This is a genomic window from Novipirellula methanifontis (genome assembly GCF_052161655.1).
GTDB lineage: Bacteria > Planctomycetota > Planctomycetia > Pirellulales > Pirellulaceae > Novipirellula.
The window spans coordinates 1,841,544-1,858,671 of record NZ_CP197418.1 but is presented as its reverse complement, the minus strand read 5'-3'; the positions used below and the strand labels follow the sequence as shown (position 1 = coordinate 1,858,671).

12 protein-coding genes are annotated in these 17,128 nt (G+C 54.9%); 4 read left to right on the top strand and 8 right to left on the bottom strand.

Annotated features, from left to right (window positions below):
• Positions 1 to 200: 200 nt before the first annotated feature.
• The 7 genes from SH528x_RS06600 to SH528x_RS06570 form a co-directional block, all read right to left on the bottom strand.
• Positions 201 to 2,978, bottom strand: a complete 2,778-nt coding sequence (locus SH528x_RS06600) for a BatD family protein (RefSeq protein WP_442509729.1) — start codon at positions 2,976 to 2,978, stop codon at positions 201 to 203.
• Positions 2,979 to 2,981: 3 nt separating this feature from the next.
• A complete protein-coding gene (locus tag SH528x_RS06595; RefSeq protein ID WP_442509728.1) occupies positions 2,982 to 4,109 on the bottom strand; it encodes a hypothetical protein in 1,128 nt (375 codons plus the stop codon).
• Entirely contained in the window at positions 4,106 to 5,155 is a 1,050-nt protein-coding gene (locus SH528x_RS06590) for a vWA domain-containing protein (protein WP_442509727.1), read from the bottom strand. Before SH528x_RS06590 ends, SH528x_RS06595 begins: the two co-directional genes overlap by 4 nt.
• Before the next feature lie 21 nt (positions 5,156 to 5,176).
• The gene (locus tag SH528x_RS06585; RefSeq protein WP_442509726.1) at positions 5,177 to 6,265 is read right to left on the bottom strand and encodes a vWA domain-containing protein; all 1,089 of its coding nucleotides are present in this window, start codon (positions 6,263 to 6,265) and stop codon (positions 5,177 to 5,179) included.
• Positions 6,265 to 7,281, bottom strand: coding sequence for a hypothetical protein (locus SH528x_RS06580; protein WP_442509725.1), 1,017 nt, complete (start codon positions 7,279 to 7,281; stop codon positions 6,265 to 6,267). Before SH528x_RS06580 ends, SH528x_RS06585 begins: the two co-directional genes overlap by 1 nt.
• Complete coding sequence (locus tag SH528x_RS06575; protein WP_442509724.1) at positions 7,278 to 8,153, bottom strand: DUF58 domain-containing protein; 876 nt, start codon at positions 8,151 to 8,153, stop codon at positions 7,278 to 7,280. The genes SH528x_RS06580 and SH528x_RS06575 overlap by 4 nt, the downstream gene beginning before the upstream one ends.
• Before the next feature lie 162 nt (positions 8,154 to 8,315).
• Positions 8,316 to 9,251, bottom strand: coding sequence for an AAA family ATPase (locus tag SH528x_RS06570; protein WP_442512091.1), 936 nt, complete (start codon positions 9,249 to 9,251; stop codon positions 8,316 to 8,318).
• A 457-nt stretch (positions 9,252 to 9,708) separates the two neighbouring features.
• On the opposite strand from SH528x_RS06570, the gene SH528x_RS06565 reads away from it, so the two are divergent.
• The 4 genes from SH528x_RS06565 to SH528x_RS06550 are packed head-to-tail and all read left to right on the top strand — an operon-like array spanning position 9,709 to position 15,452.
• Positions 9,709 to 11,832, top strand: a complete 2,124-nt coding sequence (locus tag SH528x_RS06565) for an HlyD family efflux transporter periplasmic adaptor subunit (protein WP_442509723.1) — start codon at positions 9,709 to 9,711, stop codon at positions 11,830 to 11,832.
• Positions 11,829 to 12,797: an HlyD family secretion protein gene (locus SH528x_RS06560; protein WP_442509722.1), complete on the top strand. Its 969-nt coding sequence runs from the start codon at positions 11,829 to 11,831 to the stop codon at positions 12,795 to 12,797. The genes SH528x_RS06565 and SH528x_RS06560 overlap by 4 nt, the downstream gene beginning before the upstream one ends.
• A gap of 50 nt (positions 12,798 to 12,847) precedes the next feature.
• Positions 12,848 to 14,863: a hypothetical protein gene (locus SH528x_RS06555; protein WP_442509721.1), complete on the top strand. Its 2,016-nt coding sequence runs from the start codon at positions 12,848 to 12,850 to the stop codon at positions 14,861 to 14,863.
• Positions 14,850 to 15,452, top strand: a complete 603-nt coding sequence (locus SH528x_RS06550; RefSeq protein ID WP_442509720.1) for a peptide chain release factor family protein — start codon at positions 14,850 to 14,852, stop codon at positions 15,450 to 15,452. The genes SH528x_RS06555 and SH528x_RS06550 overlap by 14 nt, the downstream gene beginning before the upstream one ends.
• A gap of 699 nt (positions 15,453 to 16,151) precedes the next feature.
• Here the strand turns inward: SH528x_RS06550 and SH528x_RS06545 are convergent.
• Positions 16,152 to 16,928 carry an NRDE family protein gene (locus SH528x_RS06545; RefSeq protein ID WP_008696001.1) on the bottom strand — a complete coding sequence of 259 codons (777 nt, stop codon included), beginning with the start codon at positions 16,926 to 16,928 and terminating at the stop codon, positions 16,152 to 16,154.
• Positions 16,929 to 17,128 lie beyond the last annotated feature (200 nt).

Here is a 17,128-nt window from a genome sequence, read left to right as displayed (position 1 = left end):
AACCAATCGAAATGTCAATCGCAGGGTGAGCCGTGGGCCGTAAAGCACCGGGTAATGCGAGGCACCCGGCCGCTCACGCGTCACGGCTCACTGATCAACGTTGATGCGAAATGGATGTGGATGTTTGAGAAGGATCTTTAGCAAGATCCACTACGCAACACCGAAAGTCTTCGCGACTTTCGCTACGGAGGATGTCATCGCTAGCGGACTTCGTCGCTTCGTAACCATCCGGAACGCTGGTCCATCGAGGTGACTTTGACCCAGTCGCCTCGACGTTTGCTCACGATCACTTCACTTGCTTCGTGAAGGGATTTGCCGATCTCTGGCGACGTGGCGTCGTCCCGCGAGTGCATCGATGCTTTGGTGGCGACCACGGTTGCCGCTTGCGGGTTGCGCAGCGTCCAGTCGTGGGCGGCCACCACCCCGGCTAAGACGATCGAACACAGAATCAATCCCACCGGCCAAGCTCGTCCGATGCGATGTTCGCCGAACCACAGTCGCGGGAAACCTCGCTGCACGAGCATCAACCAGGCGACTGCCCAGACGGCAATGGCACTCCATAAAATCCAGTGTCGCGGCAGCTTTGAAAACAGAAACGTCACGGATTGGCGTGTGATGCTTCGCACATCGGGTGCGGTTTCGGACGTTTCATTGGCCGAGCCGATCTCGTGCAGCGTTTGGCGAAGTGCCGCTGCAAATGCAGGATTGTTCGGATCGAGCACAATCGCTTGCCGAAAATAGGCGACGGCTCGTCCATTGGATCCGCTCATCCGATAGCTGTTTCCGAGGTTGTAATACAGCTTTGCGTTTTGGACTCCCGAATCGACCACGGCTTGATACTTGGCTGCCGCGGCAGCGAATTTCGCTTTTGCTTGCTCGGGATCGCTCGTGATCGCTTCGGCGGCGCGATGGTACAAACCTTCGGCCTCACTCAAAACGGCGTGTTGTTGCTGGCCAGTCATCGACAGAGTGCCGTCTGACGGAGCTTCTTGCGCGAACGTCGATTGCGTCCAACTGCAGCCCAGCAACGCAATTCCGATCAACGAACGCAGCACGGTGTTCGATCTGCCCGTTGCCGCCTGCATCGTTTTCGCAGCCCGAGTTGCTTTTCGGTCCACACATGATTCAGCGATTTGCCTCGCTTCGCTTTTCAAACTCTGCAAACTGCGAGGGTTGTCAGCATCCAGCTCGGAAAACAACACCCCGTGTTCGGCTTGCCGACATCGATCGAACCAGCTCTCTAATCGCACTGCCAGTTCGCGATTTCCGCTTTGCCGCAATTGGCCCACTACCACCATCTCGCTGGATTGATTGAGCTTCCAATACGACGCTAAAAATTCACGCATCGCCAAACTCAATGCACGAGGCGTCGTAGCTGCAGCGCACGCTTTTTCAAAATGCTTCAGCGGCAAGAGCGAACGAACGCCTGCGGCAACGACACCTCGTCGTGCGAACAACAACGAAAACGCGAACGCTAGCGGCGGCAGCGCAATCGCGGTCAAAACCAAGGGACTCCAAGTCGTGTGGGCCGTTTTCGATTCCAACAGGTCATCGACGGCATAGACGCTCGGTACGGATGCAACGGAATCCTCGACTGCAGAGGCCGCGTCGTTGTTGGGGGTATCCGCATTGGCGACGATTTTTTCAAACGACAGCGTCTCGGAGGCGGAAACCTCGACGGGAATCGGTTTACTTTGGACCGTTACAAATTTCTCTTTGCGAGGATCGAAAAAGCTGAACTCGATCGCAGGAATCTCGGTCACCGTTTCCGAGACCGGACGGATCGTGGTCGTGAACAGTTTTTGGTTTCCGTCGACAAAACCTGCCAACGATTCGTCCGCCACTTTGAAATTCTTCGTCAGGCTATCTTGTTCGTTCAGCAGAGGCGGTTGGATTCGATCCATCGGTCCATCGCCGCGAACGGCAATGTTTAGCGTGATCGGATCGCCCGCGTTCGCTGCCGTGGGCGTTGCTTGAGTGTAGATTTCATAGTCACCCACGGCACCGCGATAATTCGCCGGACGCCCCTGACTAGGAATGGGTTTGATTTCAATCGGCGAGACTTTTGTATCGACGATCACGGGGCGAATCGATGAAATGGTTAAGCGTGGCCCAAACGAAGAGAAGGCATCATCGAATATGCTCGAACCTAACATCGGAGATCCGCTGCCAAAAAAATCATCGAGGGGGCTTCGTGTACGTTTTAGTTCGGTGGGATACTTGATGACGATCCGGCAGTTAGATCCATCGATCGATCCCGAATGCTGAGGATAGATTTCCGCGTCGATTTCGTACAAGTAATATGTCGAAGTTGTTCCGTCGTCCGCTTCGCGTTGCACCCGCTCGCCACCAGGACGCTGACGATTCTCTGCCAATTCGTTCATTCGGTCAGTAAACAGGCCCCAATCGGTTTGTGGACTGATCAAACCCCACATATCTTCCTCGGAAAGCGTCACCCGATAATCTTCGTTTTGGTAGGGCTTGATCCAGATCTTGAGCGTCAACTTGATCGGTTCGCCCACATAGACGCTGGGGCGATCGCCTGTGATTTCAACGAAAGCCAAATCGCCCACTTCGCTTTTGGTCGCCGAGAACCGAACGCTCTCGGTCAACTGTTTGCGGCCGTCGTAAGACACCGTCAATGGCGGAATCACAAACCCACCCGCGTGCTCGGGGGTAATGGCGTAGGAATAAGTGAACGATTCAATTTTTGATTGTCGACCGTTGATGTTGAAGATCTGCGTTTTCTGAGCCGGTGCCCCCGTGGGTTCGATTTTCAGTCCATCGACTTTGGGAAGTTCGGGAGATTCATGTTTGGCGACGTTATTGAATTCGATCTGTAGCATCACCGGATACCCCACATAGGTTTCCTTTGCCGAGACTCCGATACGCACATCGCCGGCCACGGCATTGCCACCGCATACCGATGCAAACGCGAGCGATAAACCGATCAATAAAAGAGGTGTAACGGTTTTCATGGCTTACCAATCCTTATCGACAGGAACTTGACGGCGTCGTTGTTCACGTTCAGTTTGCATGCGTCGCAGCATCTCGCGATCGCGAATCGCTTGCAGCATTTTGTTGGCTTCGTCTTGGGTCATCACGCCGACTGCGGTCGGTTTCTGGGGATCATCCTCGTCCGCAGCGATATTTTCATTTTGACCGTTGACAGCTGAAAGTTCACCTTCGGTTTTTGAAGGATCGGATTCAGCAGTCTCGGTGGGTTGCGGTGCAGCGTCACTCGGATCCGCGTCGCTGTTGTCATCAGCCGGACTGGCTGGCGATTGATTTGAGTTGGGATTTTCTGGCGACGGGGCGGGATCAGTATCCGCATCCGGCTGCATCGATTGCGAGTCCCCGGACTGGCCCTGGTCGTTGTCTGCGGATTCGGAGGTTTCCGATTGGCCTTCGTTCGCATCGGATTGCGACGGATTATTCTCAGCGGAACCTTGGTTTTGGTCCTGGCTCGGCTGAGCTTCGGAATTCGACTCCGACTCGCCTTCTTGGCCAGCATCCTGTGATTGCTGTCCCTCGGACTTTTCTGTCTTCGATTCGTCTCGCGGATCCGAATCATTGGACGGCGAAGGATCTTGTTTCGACTCGGATTGTTCGCTGTCGGGCTCGTTTTGTTGTTGCGGATCCTGTTGCTGCTGTTCTTGTTCTTTTTGCTGTTGTTGTTGCTCGGGCGATTTTTGCTCGTTTTGCTGTTGCTGAATTTGCGAGATTAGCTGCATGGCTAATTCGATATTTGCGCGAGCGTCCTGATCGTTCGGAGCGATCCCCAAGCTGCTGCGATAATGTTTCACTGCGTCTTGCAGCAATCCGACAGCCTTTACTGGATTACTTCCGTCGCTTTCGAGCACCTTTAACGCTTCGGCGTAGCGGTCGTTCCCCAAGTTGTAGCGGGACCGAGCGGCAACCTCGTCGCGATCCGAGCCACTGAGTTGCTCCAGCGTCTGCACCGCTCGCATGGTCTCGCCTGCGGCGTACAATTCCACCGCTTCGTTGTAACGCTGTGCATCCGAAGGCACGTCTTCGTCGGCAAATGCAAACGGCATCATCGCGATGGCGATCAGCGCGATACGCATCGGAGTCATGATCATCTTCATATTGCTTGTCCCTCCGCTTGCATCGAATCGTTAGAGGATGTCGGCAGCCAATGCGTCATGAAGGCCTCGCACAGGAAACTGACGAGGGCCAAACCGACAAACCACTGGAACCTCGCTTCGTATTGATTGATCTTGGCGGTTTCAAATTGTTGCTGTTCCACTTTGGCGACATATTGGTGATAGACACTCGCCATATCCACTTGTTTTGTTTCAGCGGGAATGAAGGCTCCGTTGGTTTCGGTAGCCACCGCTTGCAATATTGCTCCATCAAGTTTCGACCAAACTTGTTGTCCATCGTAGGTCACATAGTTTGATCTGCCGTTGACTCCGGCAGGAATCCGTGCCCCTTCGCTCATGTTGCCTAAGCCAATCGTGAAAATGCGAACGCCCTGATCTTTGTGGACTTGCTTGGCGACTTTCAAAGGTTCACTCTCTTGGTCCTCGCCGTCGGTCAATATGACCATCGCCTTGTGATCGTTGGTCTTGCTTAAAAATCCATTGCTGGCCACCCGAATCGCATCGCCTAAACGCGACCCACCGCGGCGAATCGAATGCGTTCCCACTTCTTTCAGCGAGCGGCGAAAATCGTCGTAGTGGTTAGTCATGGGCACGACTTGGCGTACTTCGCCCGCGAACACGACCAATCCGACGCGATCCCCCGCCATCACATCCAGCATGTCGTTGATTTGTTGCTTGGCTCGGCTAAGCCGGTTTGGCGTCGCGTCTTCAGCGAGCATCGACCGAGAAACGTCGATCACAAACATCACCTCAATTCCTTTTTGTGGCACCTCACGCCATACCTTGCCCCAACGAATATCGACCAGGGCAATCGTCAGAAACAGGAACGTCAGCAGCAACAGCACTGCACGGGCCGCGATCCGCAAACGATAGTGCGGTGGCAGCAATTGCGAGCTGAAATTTGCGGTCGCGAAGCGGCGCAAATTCGATCGCATTCGCACCGCAGCAAATACAATCACCACGACGCACGCGGCAGCGAGCCACAGCCAATTCAGTGCGAAAGGGTTGCCGTATTGAATTTCCATCATTTGAATCCTTTGTTCCCTCCGTTAAACCCACGCTCGAATCAGGACATACTTGACCATCACGCTGGCGGCGATCAAGAACATCGCGCAGAGCGAAATCGGTGGAAACGTGATCGCGTTCCAGGTGAATGATTGGACCGCTAGCTCGCGATAGTCCGTGAATTGATGTGATTCGATTTTTGTTTTTTCGAGTTCATCGATCGCTTCGTAAATTGCTTCGAGTGACTGCGTGTCGGTGGCCCTAAAGTATCGGGCGCCGGTGGTTTGCGCAATTTTCCGCAGCGTGTCTTCATCAATATTGACGTCCATCCACTGCACGGTCGCTTCGCCGGTGAAAGGATGCCGCGACGGAAACGGTGCCCGTCCCTTGGTGCCAACACCGATCGTGTAGATCTTGATTCCCATCGTTTTGGCCAGCTCGGCAGCCTGGATCGGATCAAACTCACCTGCGGTGTTTTCGCCATCGGTCATCAAAATAATGACTTTGCTTTTAACTGTGCTTTTCTCACTCGCATCAAGTGACTGCAGTTTTTCGACAGCCAAGCTGATTGCATCGCCGATCGCGGTTCCATCTTCGCGGCGCTGGGTCACGATCTCGGCTCGATTGAGTTGCTCAAGCAAGAAGGCATGATCCAGCGTGGGTGGCGTGATGGCATCTGCAAAGCCGGCGAAGGTAATCAAGCCGATCAAGTCGCTTACCCGGCCAGCGATACCATTTTGATCCGCTTCCTCATCGTCCCCTTTGACAAAACTCGAGGCCACGTTTTTGATTGCGGTCAAGCGATCAACATGGTCGCCATCGATTTTGAAGTCCATCGCCTGCATACTGCCGCTGCGGTCAACGACCATTTCCATTGCGATTCCTTCAGAATCGATGACGGTTTGTTCGCGGCCGATCCGAGGCCGGGCCAAGGCAACGATCATCGCAACCAGTGCCATCAACATTAACGTCTCGGGCAACCACGCCAAACGTTGACGCCACGTTGGACGAATCCCCGCGATGCTTTGCGTTGAACTAAATCCAATCGACCATGATTGGCGACGCCGAAACATGCCCCAGGCAAGTAGCGGCACGAAGCCCAACAATAACAGGAACCATGGACTTTCAAACATTAAACATGCTCCCCGTTGCTCGGACTGCTACTCAAGGCGGACGAACGTTCCAGCAACTCATGCACAAAATCCTTGGCGTCTTGAATCTTCTGGTTCATTTCTGACGACGCGAACCGATGTGGCGCAAATTTGGTTTGTTCAACGTCCATTAACCAAGCACTCAATCGGTTTTGATATTCACTCGACAGCGATGACTTCGTTGTGACGAAGCGAACGACTTCGTCGGTCGTCATCACGGCGGGGTTCCTCCCTTCGCGAGCGATCACGAAATCACGAGCAATCTCGGCAAGTTCGAGATAAGCCGATCTGTCATCGATTTGTCCCGCTTGCTGACGCTGCTCCAATGAGGCCAAGCGCCGTGATGCCCACTGCTTTGGCGTAACCGTTTTCTTCATCCGCCGTTTCACCAGGAATGCAACGAAGGCAAGGGCAATCAATCCACCTGCAATCGTGGGCCAGTGAACCGGCGTCGCTTCGGGTTGAGAGGCGATCGGCAACGCTGTTTTCATTGGCCGATAAGCCTTGGGGTTATCGTCACTCGTCAAGACGCTTTTGATCTGGATCGGAATCGGTTCGCTGCGAAGCAGGCCTGTTTGCGATGCGGCTGCATCGCGAAGGACGTAGCGAATCTCGATCGCAGGAATCGTTTGCTCGCCCACCTCGAGCGTTTCCAACTTCATTCGCCGCGTCCAACGTCGTTTTCCCGGATGGGCGTCGTCCAGAACTGGTATCGACGGCAAATCCTCGACCGCAACGACATCGAATGGTCCTACGGTTTCAGCAGCAGGCGGAAATTCGATCTCGGCATCCACGGGCGCCGTCACCGTGACGGTTAACTCGATCGGATCCAGCAGCAAAGCGTCAGTCCGATTGACGGTCGCATTAACGTGAACCTCGTTGTCACGCTCGGCGGCATCGATTCGCGAGAGTCCAGCGATCAGTACGATGACGAACATCGCGATCCGAGCAACCAGCGCGACGCGACGATGGCAATGGAAGACATTTAATCCGTTCACCGCTGGCGCTCCCGATGGTAGAAGTACTGCTGCAGTGGATGGACAAAATCTTGTCCGGTTTCGAGATAGATCGCCGGCATTCGCATGCGCCGAAACGAAGCTTCGAGGTTTTCAAAATGTTGCTGTACCGAATCGGCGTAGGCACGCCGCACTCGGGAGCTGCTGGTGTCCATTGTGACCAATTGGCCGGTTTCCAAATCACGCAGGCGGACCATCCCGATGTTCGGCATCGTCATTTCACGCTGGTCGTGGACGACCACGGGAATGATCTCGTGACGTCGACGTGCAACCTTTAACGTGTTTTCGCTATGAGCATCTTGAAAATCGCTGATCAGAAAAACGACCATTTTTCGATGTGACGTGCGATTGAGATGCTCGATCGCCGAAGTCACATTCGTTCCGCTGCCCACCGGTTGGCAATACAGCAAGTCACGAATTAAACGCAAACAGTGGCGGGTGCCTTTGCGAGGTGGAATTGATTTTTCGACGCGATCCGAAAATAGCGTCAATCCGACTTTGTCATTGTTCTTGATGGCTGAAAAGGCCAAGGTCGCACCGAGTTCGGCGACTAGTTCACGCTTGGTTTGCGATTGGGTTCCAAACCCTTGCGATGGGCTGATGTCGACGAGCAATTGCACCGACATCTCCCGTTCTTCGCGAAACAGTTTGACGTACGGTTGATCCGCCCGCGCCGTGACGTTCCAGTCGATGCTGCGAACATCGTCGCCGATCGCATATGGCCGGACTTCTTCAAACTCCATACCGGTCCCCTTGAACGCCGAGTGCCATCCGCCGGCCAGCAGATCGTCCACGACGTGGGAGGTACGGATTTGAATCCGACGAATCTTTTTCAGGACTTCTGGAGGAATCAAAGTTCGTGGGTCTCTTTAAAAACAAGTCAACGGAGTTGGGAGTTAACCTTTGATCAGCATTGGAACAATGATTGCCGTAGTGGATCTTGCTAAAGATCCTGTCCGCATGGGATCTTTAGCAAGATCCACTACGGGGGCATGCCATCGAATATTCCGGCGGCCTTATGGCACCACTACCGCGTCCAAAATCATTTGCACAATATGTTCGCTGGTCTTTTCTTCCGCTTCGGCTTCGTACGTGATCATCACACGGTGACGCAGCACATCCATCGCGATGTCCTTAACATCTTGGGGCGTGACGTAGGCTCGGCGATGCAAGAAAGCGTTCGCTTTGGCAGCCAATGTCAAGTTGATCGTCGCACGCGGTGACGCTCCGAACTGAATCCACTGGGCGATCGGCAAACCGTAGGCCTCACATTTCCGTGTCGCCATTACTAAATCGACGATGTACTCGGCGATGCGTTGATCGACAAAGACTTGGTCGACAAGATCGCGAGCACGCAAGATCTCTTCGGGAGTGGTGACCGCAACGACCTCGTCAACACGACGTGTTCGCGACATCCGGCTCAAAATCTCGAGCTCCTCGTCGCGTGTCGGATAATCGACGACGACTTTCATCATGAAGCGGTCCATCTGAGCTTCGGGCAACGGATACGTGCCCTCTTGCTCGACCGGGTTTTGGGTTGCCATCACGAGGAACGGGTCAGGCAGTGGAAACGTTTCGCTGCCGATTGTGACTTGACGATCCTGCATCGCTTCGAGCAGTGCACTTTGCACTTTTGCCGGAGCCCGATTGATTTCGTCGGCCAAAATCAAGTTGGCAAAAATCGGCCCTTTCTGGACCACAAATTCTTGTTGCGCTGGCCGATAAACTTGGGTTCCGATCAAGTCGGCGGGAAGCAGATCGGGGGTAAATTGCAATCGTTGAAAATTTGCGTGGATGGCTTTGGAGAGCGTCGCCACGGCGGTGGTTTTGGCGAGCCCCGGAACGCCTTCGATCAATAAGTGACCGCCGGTCAAAAGTCCGACCAACAAGCGATGGACGAGCACCTGTTGGCCGACGAGCGTTTTGGCGACCTCGTTGGCCAATCGCTGCATCGGTTCGCCGTGCCGCTGGATTTCCGCGACCAGCTGGGAATCCAGCGATGGGTGTCCGCCGCTCGTCTTGTCCGTTGTATCGGCTTCAAACATTGTTTCTCGTTTTTCCATGAAAAAGGGAATCGATGCGGGAAATTTTTGGGGACTTGGGGATAACGCCGTAACGAAAATAACGTGCCCATTTCAAGATGAATTTAGGCAATGCAAATCGAGTACCAGCGGCGATTTGAGGCTGAATTCTGTGGTTTTATCCTAGGATTTACGAACTTTATCAAAATGAGTTCGCGGTAGATCCGGGGTAAAATGCCCCACGCGTGTCACGCCGCCACGTCGAGGATTTGCAGTCATTTCGCAATTCACATTGCTGGATTTGCTCCGTTTTGCTACCTGAGTTGTTGTCGATGGTTGCCTCGGGGCGACATCGCTACGTTCCCCGTTCACAAACCAAGCCAAACCCGTGAATTCGGCCACGACTGACGCCCCTTTTGTTTTTTCGCCCGCGAGCTCACCGCTCAGCCCGCATGCGGCTGCGCCTCCATCCAAAACCATTCGGGCTCCCGAATCGCTGGTCGATGAAACGCGTCGAGAGATTTCCGAGATGGTTCGCGAGATCGCTTTGGCGGTCCGCAGCGAGCGATCTCGAGGCGAATTTTTTGGCATGTTGGCAGATCGTATCCTACGAGCGATGGCTGCCGAAGGTGTCGTGATTTGGCGAATCGAATTAAATGAGACCGGGGCTGCGGACGGCTCGGACGGTTCGGCAGCGGGCTCGCCCGTAATGAGTGTCGTTCACCACATTGGTGAGATTACGGACCGCTCGATTCCTGCGGCCTCGATGGCGGCGCACGATCGTATGCTGTTAGAAGTCAGCGATGCTGCCCAACCCGTGGTCGTTCCGGCCACGCCGGACGTATGTGATCCCGACGTCCCCGCCAATCCAACGCATTTCCCCGCCGCCGTGGTTCCGATTGAGTGTGAATCGGCCAGCACCGGCGAGTCGTATCTGCTCGAAGTGTTCCTGGAACAGGAATGTGGGGTCGCCACGCAGCGTGGTTATTTGCGTTTTGTTGCTCAGATGGCAGACCTTGCCGGCGAATTTCTACGCAGCGATCAACTTCGCGACCTGCATCGCAGACGACATCGAACCGAACAAGTCGATGCGGTGATTGCTTCGATCCACGGATTATCGAGTCGTAATAAGATCGAAGCGAGAGTGGTCGATGCTGCTTCGGATATTTTTGGCTTTGATCGCGTCGGGCTCTGTTATCTCCGCAATGACGTGGCCCAACTGAGTGCGGTGAGCTACGTTAACGCGATTGATTTTCGTGGCGCGGCGGCGAAACAGATGATTTCGGCGGCGGAATCGTTTTATACTCCCGATACCTACGTGTTGTTGGAAGCGGACGATTCGGACAACAAACCGAGCGTGCCACTTCAACCACGAGTCGCGGTCGCTTCGGAAGCACGTGATTCTCTATGCCTGGTTTGCTTGGCCAACTTGGACTCGGCAATCGACTGCCAAAGCATTGCAAATGATCTGCAGCGGTTGGCTAAACATGCGGGACTAGCAATTCGCCATCGAAAAAGTATTGAAGCGATCCCTGGCGGCCAATGGTTAGTCTCGTTTGCAAACCAAAGCCGAGGCGACCGTAGCGGGAATTGGTTGGCGAGAGGGTTTGCGATCGCGATGTTGACCCTGATTGTGGTCGTCGCATTTCTGCCTGTGCCGATGGTCGTCACCACCCCCGCGACTTTGCGACCAGAAAACGTTCAATCGCTGTTCGCATCGCGCAGTGCGATCGTTCAGCAAATCCATGTCTCGCACGGTGACCGAGTCCAGCATGGGCAAGCCCTGCTGACGATGCACGATCCTGAACTGGAAAAACAGATCACGACGCTGCTGGGGCGGCATGCGGTGCTTTTGCAAAAACAAGCCGCGATCACCACGGCGCTGGTGGATACTGCATCGCATCGCAGCGATCGCACGGAACAAATTCAGAGCGAGCGAAGTTTGGTTGCCGAAGAATTGCAAGCGATTGACGATCAGTTGCTGATTTTGAAGCGAGTCAAAGATTCGCTGGTGTTACGTGCCACCGAGAAAGGCGTGGTCGATAGTTGGCAGATCGGGCGGCGTTTGCTAGGTCGGCCTGTCGTGCGAGGCGACAAACTGCTCGAGGTGATCGGCGAGGACACGGCTTGGTTGGTCGACGCTCGTGTTCCGCTCTCGCGAATTGCGTCGGTTCGTTCGGCACTGCAATCCGAAACGCTTCGCACTGCCGTTTTGATCGATGGCAGCGAGACGCCCAACCACACCGCCATCGTGCAGCAATTTGGTCCTTCGACGCGTAACGTCAAAGACGACACCGACACCAAAGCGGTGGTTCTTCGTATTGAAAACGGTGGCGATATCGGGGCATTGTTCGGTGCGGGACCGGTTTCGGGATCACCGGTGCGAGTCCTGTTCCGCTGTGAGACCAAACCCGCGATCGGAGTGCTGTTCTACGACGCGTTTGAAGCGGTTCGCAGCACGATCGGATTGTATTGGTCGGCAGGTTCCCAACCCACGGAAAACGCAGCATGAAGATCATCACTCTCGCATCACGTTCGCTGTGTTTGCTGGCGAGTTTGACAACGCTCGGCAGCAGTTTCGCTGCCGAAAACGGCACCATTGAAGTTACCGATTGTGTCGTCCGCTTTGCCGAGGAAGTGCATGTGCCGAGTGTCGAATCGGGACGAGTGGCGGCGGTCAACGTTAAACTAAATGAACCGATCGACAAGAATGCCACCATTGCCCGGCTTGATGATCGAACGCTGAAAATTCGACATCGGGCCTCTACATTGCGACGGGATCATTCGCGCCGTACCGCTCTGGACGATGTCGAACTGCGATACGCGGAAACCGCACTTGCCGAAGCCGAAGCCGAACTGGATTCCAACCGCTCGATCCACAACGATGTTAGCGGGGCGATCCCGCTAAGCCATCTGCGACGCTTGCGATTGGCGGTCGAGCGTGGCGAATTGGAAGTCGCATTGGCTAAGAAGCGACGCATCGAAGCCCAAGTCGAAGTCGAGATGCGCGAGGCCGATGTCGCAATGCTCGATGACCAACTGCAAAACCTTGAAATCACCAGCCCGCTGGCCGGAACGGTGCTCGAAATCACCCGTTCGCCGGGCGAGTGGATCGAAAAAGGAGAGGCGATCGCCACCGTCGCTCGCGTGGATCGACTGCATGTCCACGCACTGGTGCGACAAGAAATGTTGCCCGTGGGTCAATGCAAAGGATTACCGATCAGCGTGCACTGGATCGATTCACACAGTGGTGTCGAAAAATCATTACGCGGCACTGTCTTGTCGCTTGACCCGCAAGTGTTAGCGGGGGCTCGCTATCGATTGCATGCGGAAGTGATCAATCGCCAGGACGAAAAAGATCCATCGCGATGGCAATTGGTCCCGGGGACCGACGTGTGGATGAAGGTGTATGCAAACCAACCGGTCCAATCCAATGCCTCGGCGCCCACGCAATACTCGAGTGAACGATTGCGATAACGCATGGCAACCCCAATGATCCACGGTCAACGATCCTCCCACACGTTCTGATGTCCAACACGCCCGCTATCGAACCGCCGCGACTGAGCATTCGCAGCGATCTGGATTCGATTCGGATCGATGAAGGGCAACGCGCCGCACGGCTTGTTATCGACGATGTCAGCGGCCGGTTCTCGCGAGTCACCGAGCGAGCGTGGCAACAACTCAGCCGTCGTGACGCCAACCCGATGTTGTGGAAACAGGCGCATCACGCCGGTTGGACACGGACGCGATCAAGTGCCACGCCCGGCCGGTTTTCACTGCTCGCGATTCGCATCCCGCTAGGCTCGATCGATGGGATCGCCAAATGGATGGCGGGATACAGCGGCGTCTTATTCGCTCCCATTGCGATCGTGTTGTGGAGTGTGATGATTGCCGCGGCGCTGCTGTTGGCACTCTCACGGAGCCCTCAATGGATTCATGGCGTGCAAAACTTGCCGCAATTCCTTTCGTCCACCAATTCAATCTTGATCGCAGCAACATTTCTGGCGACCAAGACGGTTCATGAACTGGCGCACGCGGTGATGTGTCGTCGAATGGGGGCGAGAAGCAAATCGGTGGGCGTGTTCCTGTTTTGTGGTGTCCCCTCGCCCTATTGTGATGTGACCGATGTGTGGCGGCTGCCCTCCGCACTCAGCCGCGCAGCGGTGATGTTGGCGGGGATTTACGTTGAGCTAATCATCGCTGCGATTGCGACCTTTGTTTGGTGTGGTGCGAATGATCCGGCGATCCGTCTGCTGGCGATGAATTTGATGATCGTTTGCGGGATCAGTACGGTGCTGTTCAATGCCAACCCGTTGATGCGTTACGACGGTTATTTTGTCTTGATGGATTGGGTGCGAAGTACCAATCTACGTCGCGAAGCACGCGACTGTTTTCAATCGACGGTGATTAGCCGAATCGCGGGCACGGCTTATGGACGCTCGCGACGCTACGATTTCCGCGGCATCGCACTGTCGATCTATCACGCGGCCTCGTTGATGTACCGCAGTTTGATTTTGGTGGCGATCGCAACCTTGGTGCTCAGCCTAGCCGGAGCCGTCCATCTGCGGCTCGTTGCCGTTTTGGTGGTGACCTTAGCGGCAACTGCTATGATGCTGCGTCAAATAAAAACAAGCTTTGGAATTCTACGAGGGGAGGGGCATTGGATGAAAGTTCGTTCGTGGCGGCGTTTCGCAGTGGTGTTGTCGCTGTTAGGAATTTTGGCGTTGGCTTTGTTGTTGCCCCTTCCTCGCTACCGCCACGTGGTCGGTATCGTCGACTCGGCGGACGCCGTCAACGTGTTTTTGCCACCGGACAGCCAAATCAATACGGTTACGACCGAGGTGGGGCAACACGTTCAGGCAAAGCAGTTGATCGCCACGCTGGCGAAAGACCATGAATTGATCGAAGCAGCACGACTGCAAGGCGAATTGCGATTAGCGAAATTGCGAAGCAATCTCGCGCGTCGAACCGCATTGGATCGCCCCCAAGTGGCCTCGCAGTGGACAACGCTGCAGGCAGCGGAAAAGTCGGTTGAAATGTTATTGGACGATGTCCACCAACGACTTGATCAGACCAACGTGGTCGCACCGATTGCGGGAACGATGTTACCGCCAACACCGCAGTCGGAAACGACCGAGCGCGCGTCGTCAATCTGGCTTTCGGGCCAAGTGGGCGCCCTCGCCGATTCGCGTGAACCTTGGTGCCGGATCAGTCCCCAAGGGCAGCGGCATGCGATTTTTCAAATCGACGCTCGCGACCATGACAAAATTAAAAATGGGACCGAGATCCGCATCCATTTGCAAAACGGATCGACCGAAGTGTGTTCGACCACAATCCAATCCGTGTCCGCAATTCAGGCCGACTCGCAATCGATCATTCAGGAAGCAAACTACCAAATTCTGTGCCCATTGCCGGCTTCCGAATCGGACGAGATGATGGATTCGATCGGTGCCGCGTGCTCGGGGGTCATTCGTTTGCCATCACGTGCGATCGCTGCAGATCTTGTCTACTGGATTAGCGAGTTTGTTCGTGGCCAAATCTAACTCTGACCAGGATCGCCAAGCGACGATGGCTCAAATGCCGGAGCCCTCGCAGCGGTTGCCTATCGATATCAGCTCGGGGCCGCATCCCAGTCTGTTGGCTCTTGAGAAACTGCTCGACGATTGTGAACTGCGGACCCAGCGGCGAAGTGGTCCGGGAGGTCAACATCGAAACAAGACGAGCTCGGGGGCATTCCTGTTGCATCGACCTACGGGAGTTGTGGCGGAAGCGACCGAGAGGCGAAGCCAAGCCCAGAACCGCGACGTGGCACTGGAACGTCTGCGTTACACGCTCGCTGTCGAGGTCCGAACCAAGTCTGTTTTTGATGAACCTGCAACGGAAATCGAAGCGGAGTTTCGAGAACGCTTTCGCGGGAACATCAAAAGGATGAACGAACATAACGTCGACAAACCCGCGGTTTTAGCATTGCTGCTGAATGACCTTCACGCCAGCGGCGGACAACCGAGCTTGGTAGCCAAACTGTGGAAGTGCAGCACGAGTGCCATCGTCACGCTGCTGCAATCGGTGCCCACCGCGTTCGCGTTGGTCAATCGAATTCGCAACCACCATGAGCGGTTGCCACTTCGGTAGCACAGACTCACCGCGATAACCCCGATGATCGTTCGCAGGCGAGTTAGGGATTGCGTCGCGAGTCTCGTTAGGCTGCCCTCCAGTAGCCTTGCACAAGCTAGGGTTTCGGGCGTCAAGTTCGCGGTAAGCAATTCACCCATGCCATCTACCTTGGTAGCAGTGCGGCGCGAGCCGTCCGGTTGCAGCGGGGAATAACGTTCGTGTTAGAGCGTCCGGCTTGGGAGAATCAAAACCTGAAGCGTGAGCGAGAGACTCCAAGCGGATCGCATCTCGTTACCGGAGGTCCCTCGCTCACGCGTCGGGTTAGGATTGCAACGCGGTCACGTGGATAACGTGGTTTTCTGAGCCGGACGCTTTCTAAAGGGACGCGGCTAATGGACGCGGGGATTACGACAACAAATTTGCCAAGATTGGAGTACGAGAGCATGGGCCTATTAGTGTGATGCCTCGCATTGTCGCACGGCTTTCCAAGCCGTTAGCGTGCGTCACGCCTGATCGTTGAAGCCAGATTCTTCGCGTTCCAATCGCACCGAAGGTTAACGGCACCGCTTCCAGCTTGGAAAGCTGGGCGACAATGGACCGTAAGCGTTTATTTGGCTTCTACACCAACATCCAAAACGAAAACGGCTCGCAGTGAAACAAGTTCACAACGAGCCGTTTTATTTGATTGATAAAGCGATGTCCAAACGCCAAGGACGCTTAGGTCGCTTTCGCTTTGGTGCGTGCTTCGCGAAGTCCTCGGCTGAGGATATCACGCAGCATCGGCGAGAAGTCTTCGTACTTGGCTTCGTCCGGAGCTCCCTTGCTGAACTGGTAGATCGCATCGCGAGGTTTGACCCCCAATGCGATTAGCGAGCTGCTAACCGTTCCATACTCAGGATTTCGCATCACCATGCTTGGACGACCTTGGCCGACCGGGGCACGGGCGAAAACCTTGCTGGCGACTGCCAAGAATTTCACAGGCGAATCGAGCGTTTGCAGCGTCAACAGGCGACGTGCCATCTGAACCCGTTGATCTTCGGGATCATTCAGGTTACGGGCTCCGATGATATTCAATCCATCGCGAAGCTCGACCACCTCTTGGCGTTCGTCCGCGTGGATCGCGTACCCGTTGCTAGCGTCTGCAATAATGATGTTGCAGCCTTCGTAACGAGTCTTCGCAAACTCGGCATGCGCTTTATCGAGCGCTTTGTTCGCGGTTGTACAACGAAGCAGGTCCAGAGCAAGCAAACCGCGTGATCGCTGACCAAATAAGGGCATCGATGTCGCTCGGTTACACAGGCCGACGAATACACCGTTTTGGTTTACCCCCAGCCACGTTCCACTTGCTTTCTGGTCAATCCCGCATAAAACCCGGGGCTTGCCAGATTGGATTGAAGGCGGCAAGCTTGAGCGGTTGTAGTATTCTTCGCGATTGGCAGCCACCAAAATTGGACTTTCGGGGACCAAGCGATACTGAACGGCCAGTAAGCACATTTCGCAGCTTTCTTTTCAAAGATCGGTTGGAGGGAATTCTCGGGCTGACGCCAGTCCCAGGACCGGAATGGTCTGGAGCAACGACTCAGCACAGAACAATGTATCTACGCAACCATCTCCACTACACCCCCTGGTGAGGGGTGTCCGTCAAAATTTAGCTTGATTCAGCGAATTCCGCCCTCCTTGCTGGAATTCTGGGC

What these genes read in the sequence shown, in the direction of transcription:
- SH528x_RS06600 (WP_442509729.1), bottom strand. Translation starts at nt 2,978, where the DNA reads ATGAAAACCGTTACACCTCTTTTATTGATCGGTTTATCGCTCGCGTTT.
- SH528x_RS06595 (WP_442509728.1), bottom strand. Translation starts at nt 4,109, where the DNA reads ATGAAGATGATCATGACTCCGATGCGTATCGCGCTGATCGCCATCGCG.
- SH528x_RS06590 (WP_442509727.1), bottom strand. Translation starts at nt 5,155, where the DNA reads ATGATGGAAATTCAATACGGCAACCCTTTCGCACTGAATTGGCTGTGG.
- SH528x_RS06585 (WP_442509726.1), bottom strand. Translation starts at nt 6,265, where the DNA reads ATGTTTGAAAGTCCATGGTTCCTGTTATTGTTGGGCTTCGTGCCGCTA.
- SH528x_RS06570 (WP_442512091.1), bottom strand. Translation starts at nt 9,251, where the DNA reads ATGCAGCGATTGGCCAACGAGGTCGCCAAAACGCTCGTCGGCCAACAG.
- SH528x_RS06560 (WP_442509722.1), top strand. Translation starts at nt 11,829, where the DNA reads ATGAAGATCATCACTCTCGCATCACGTTCGCTGTGTTTGCTGGCGAGT.
- SH528x_RS06555 (WP_442509721.1), top strand. Translation starts at nt 12,848, where the DNA reads ATGTCCAACACGCCCGCTATCGAACCGCCGCGACTGAGCATTCGCAGC.
- SH528x_RS06545 (WP_008696001.1), bottom strand. Translation starts at nt 16,928, where the DNA reads ATGTGCTTACTGGCCGTTCAGTATCGCTTGGTCCCCGAAAGTCCAATT.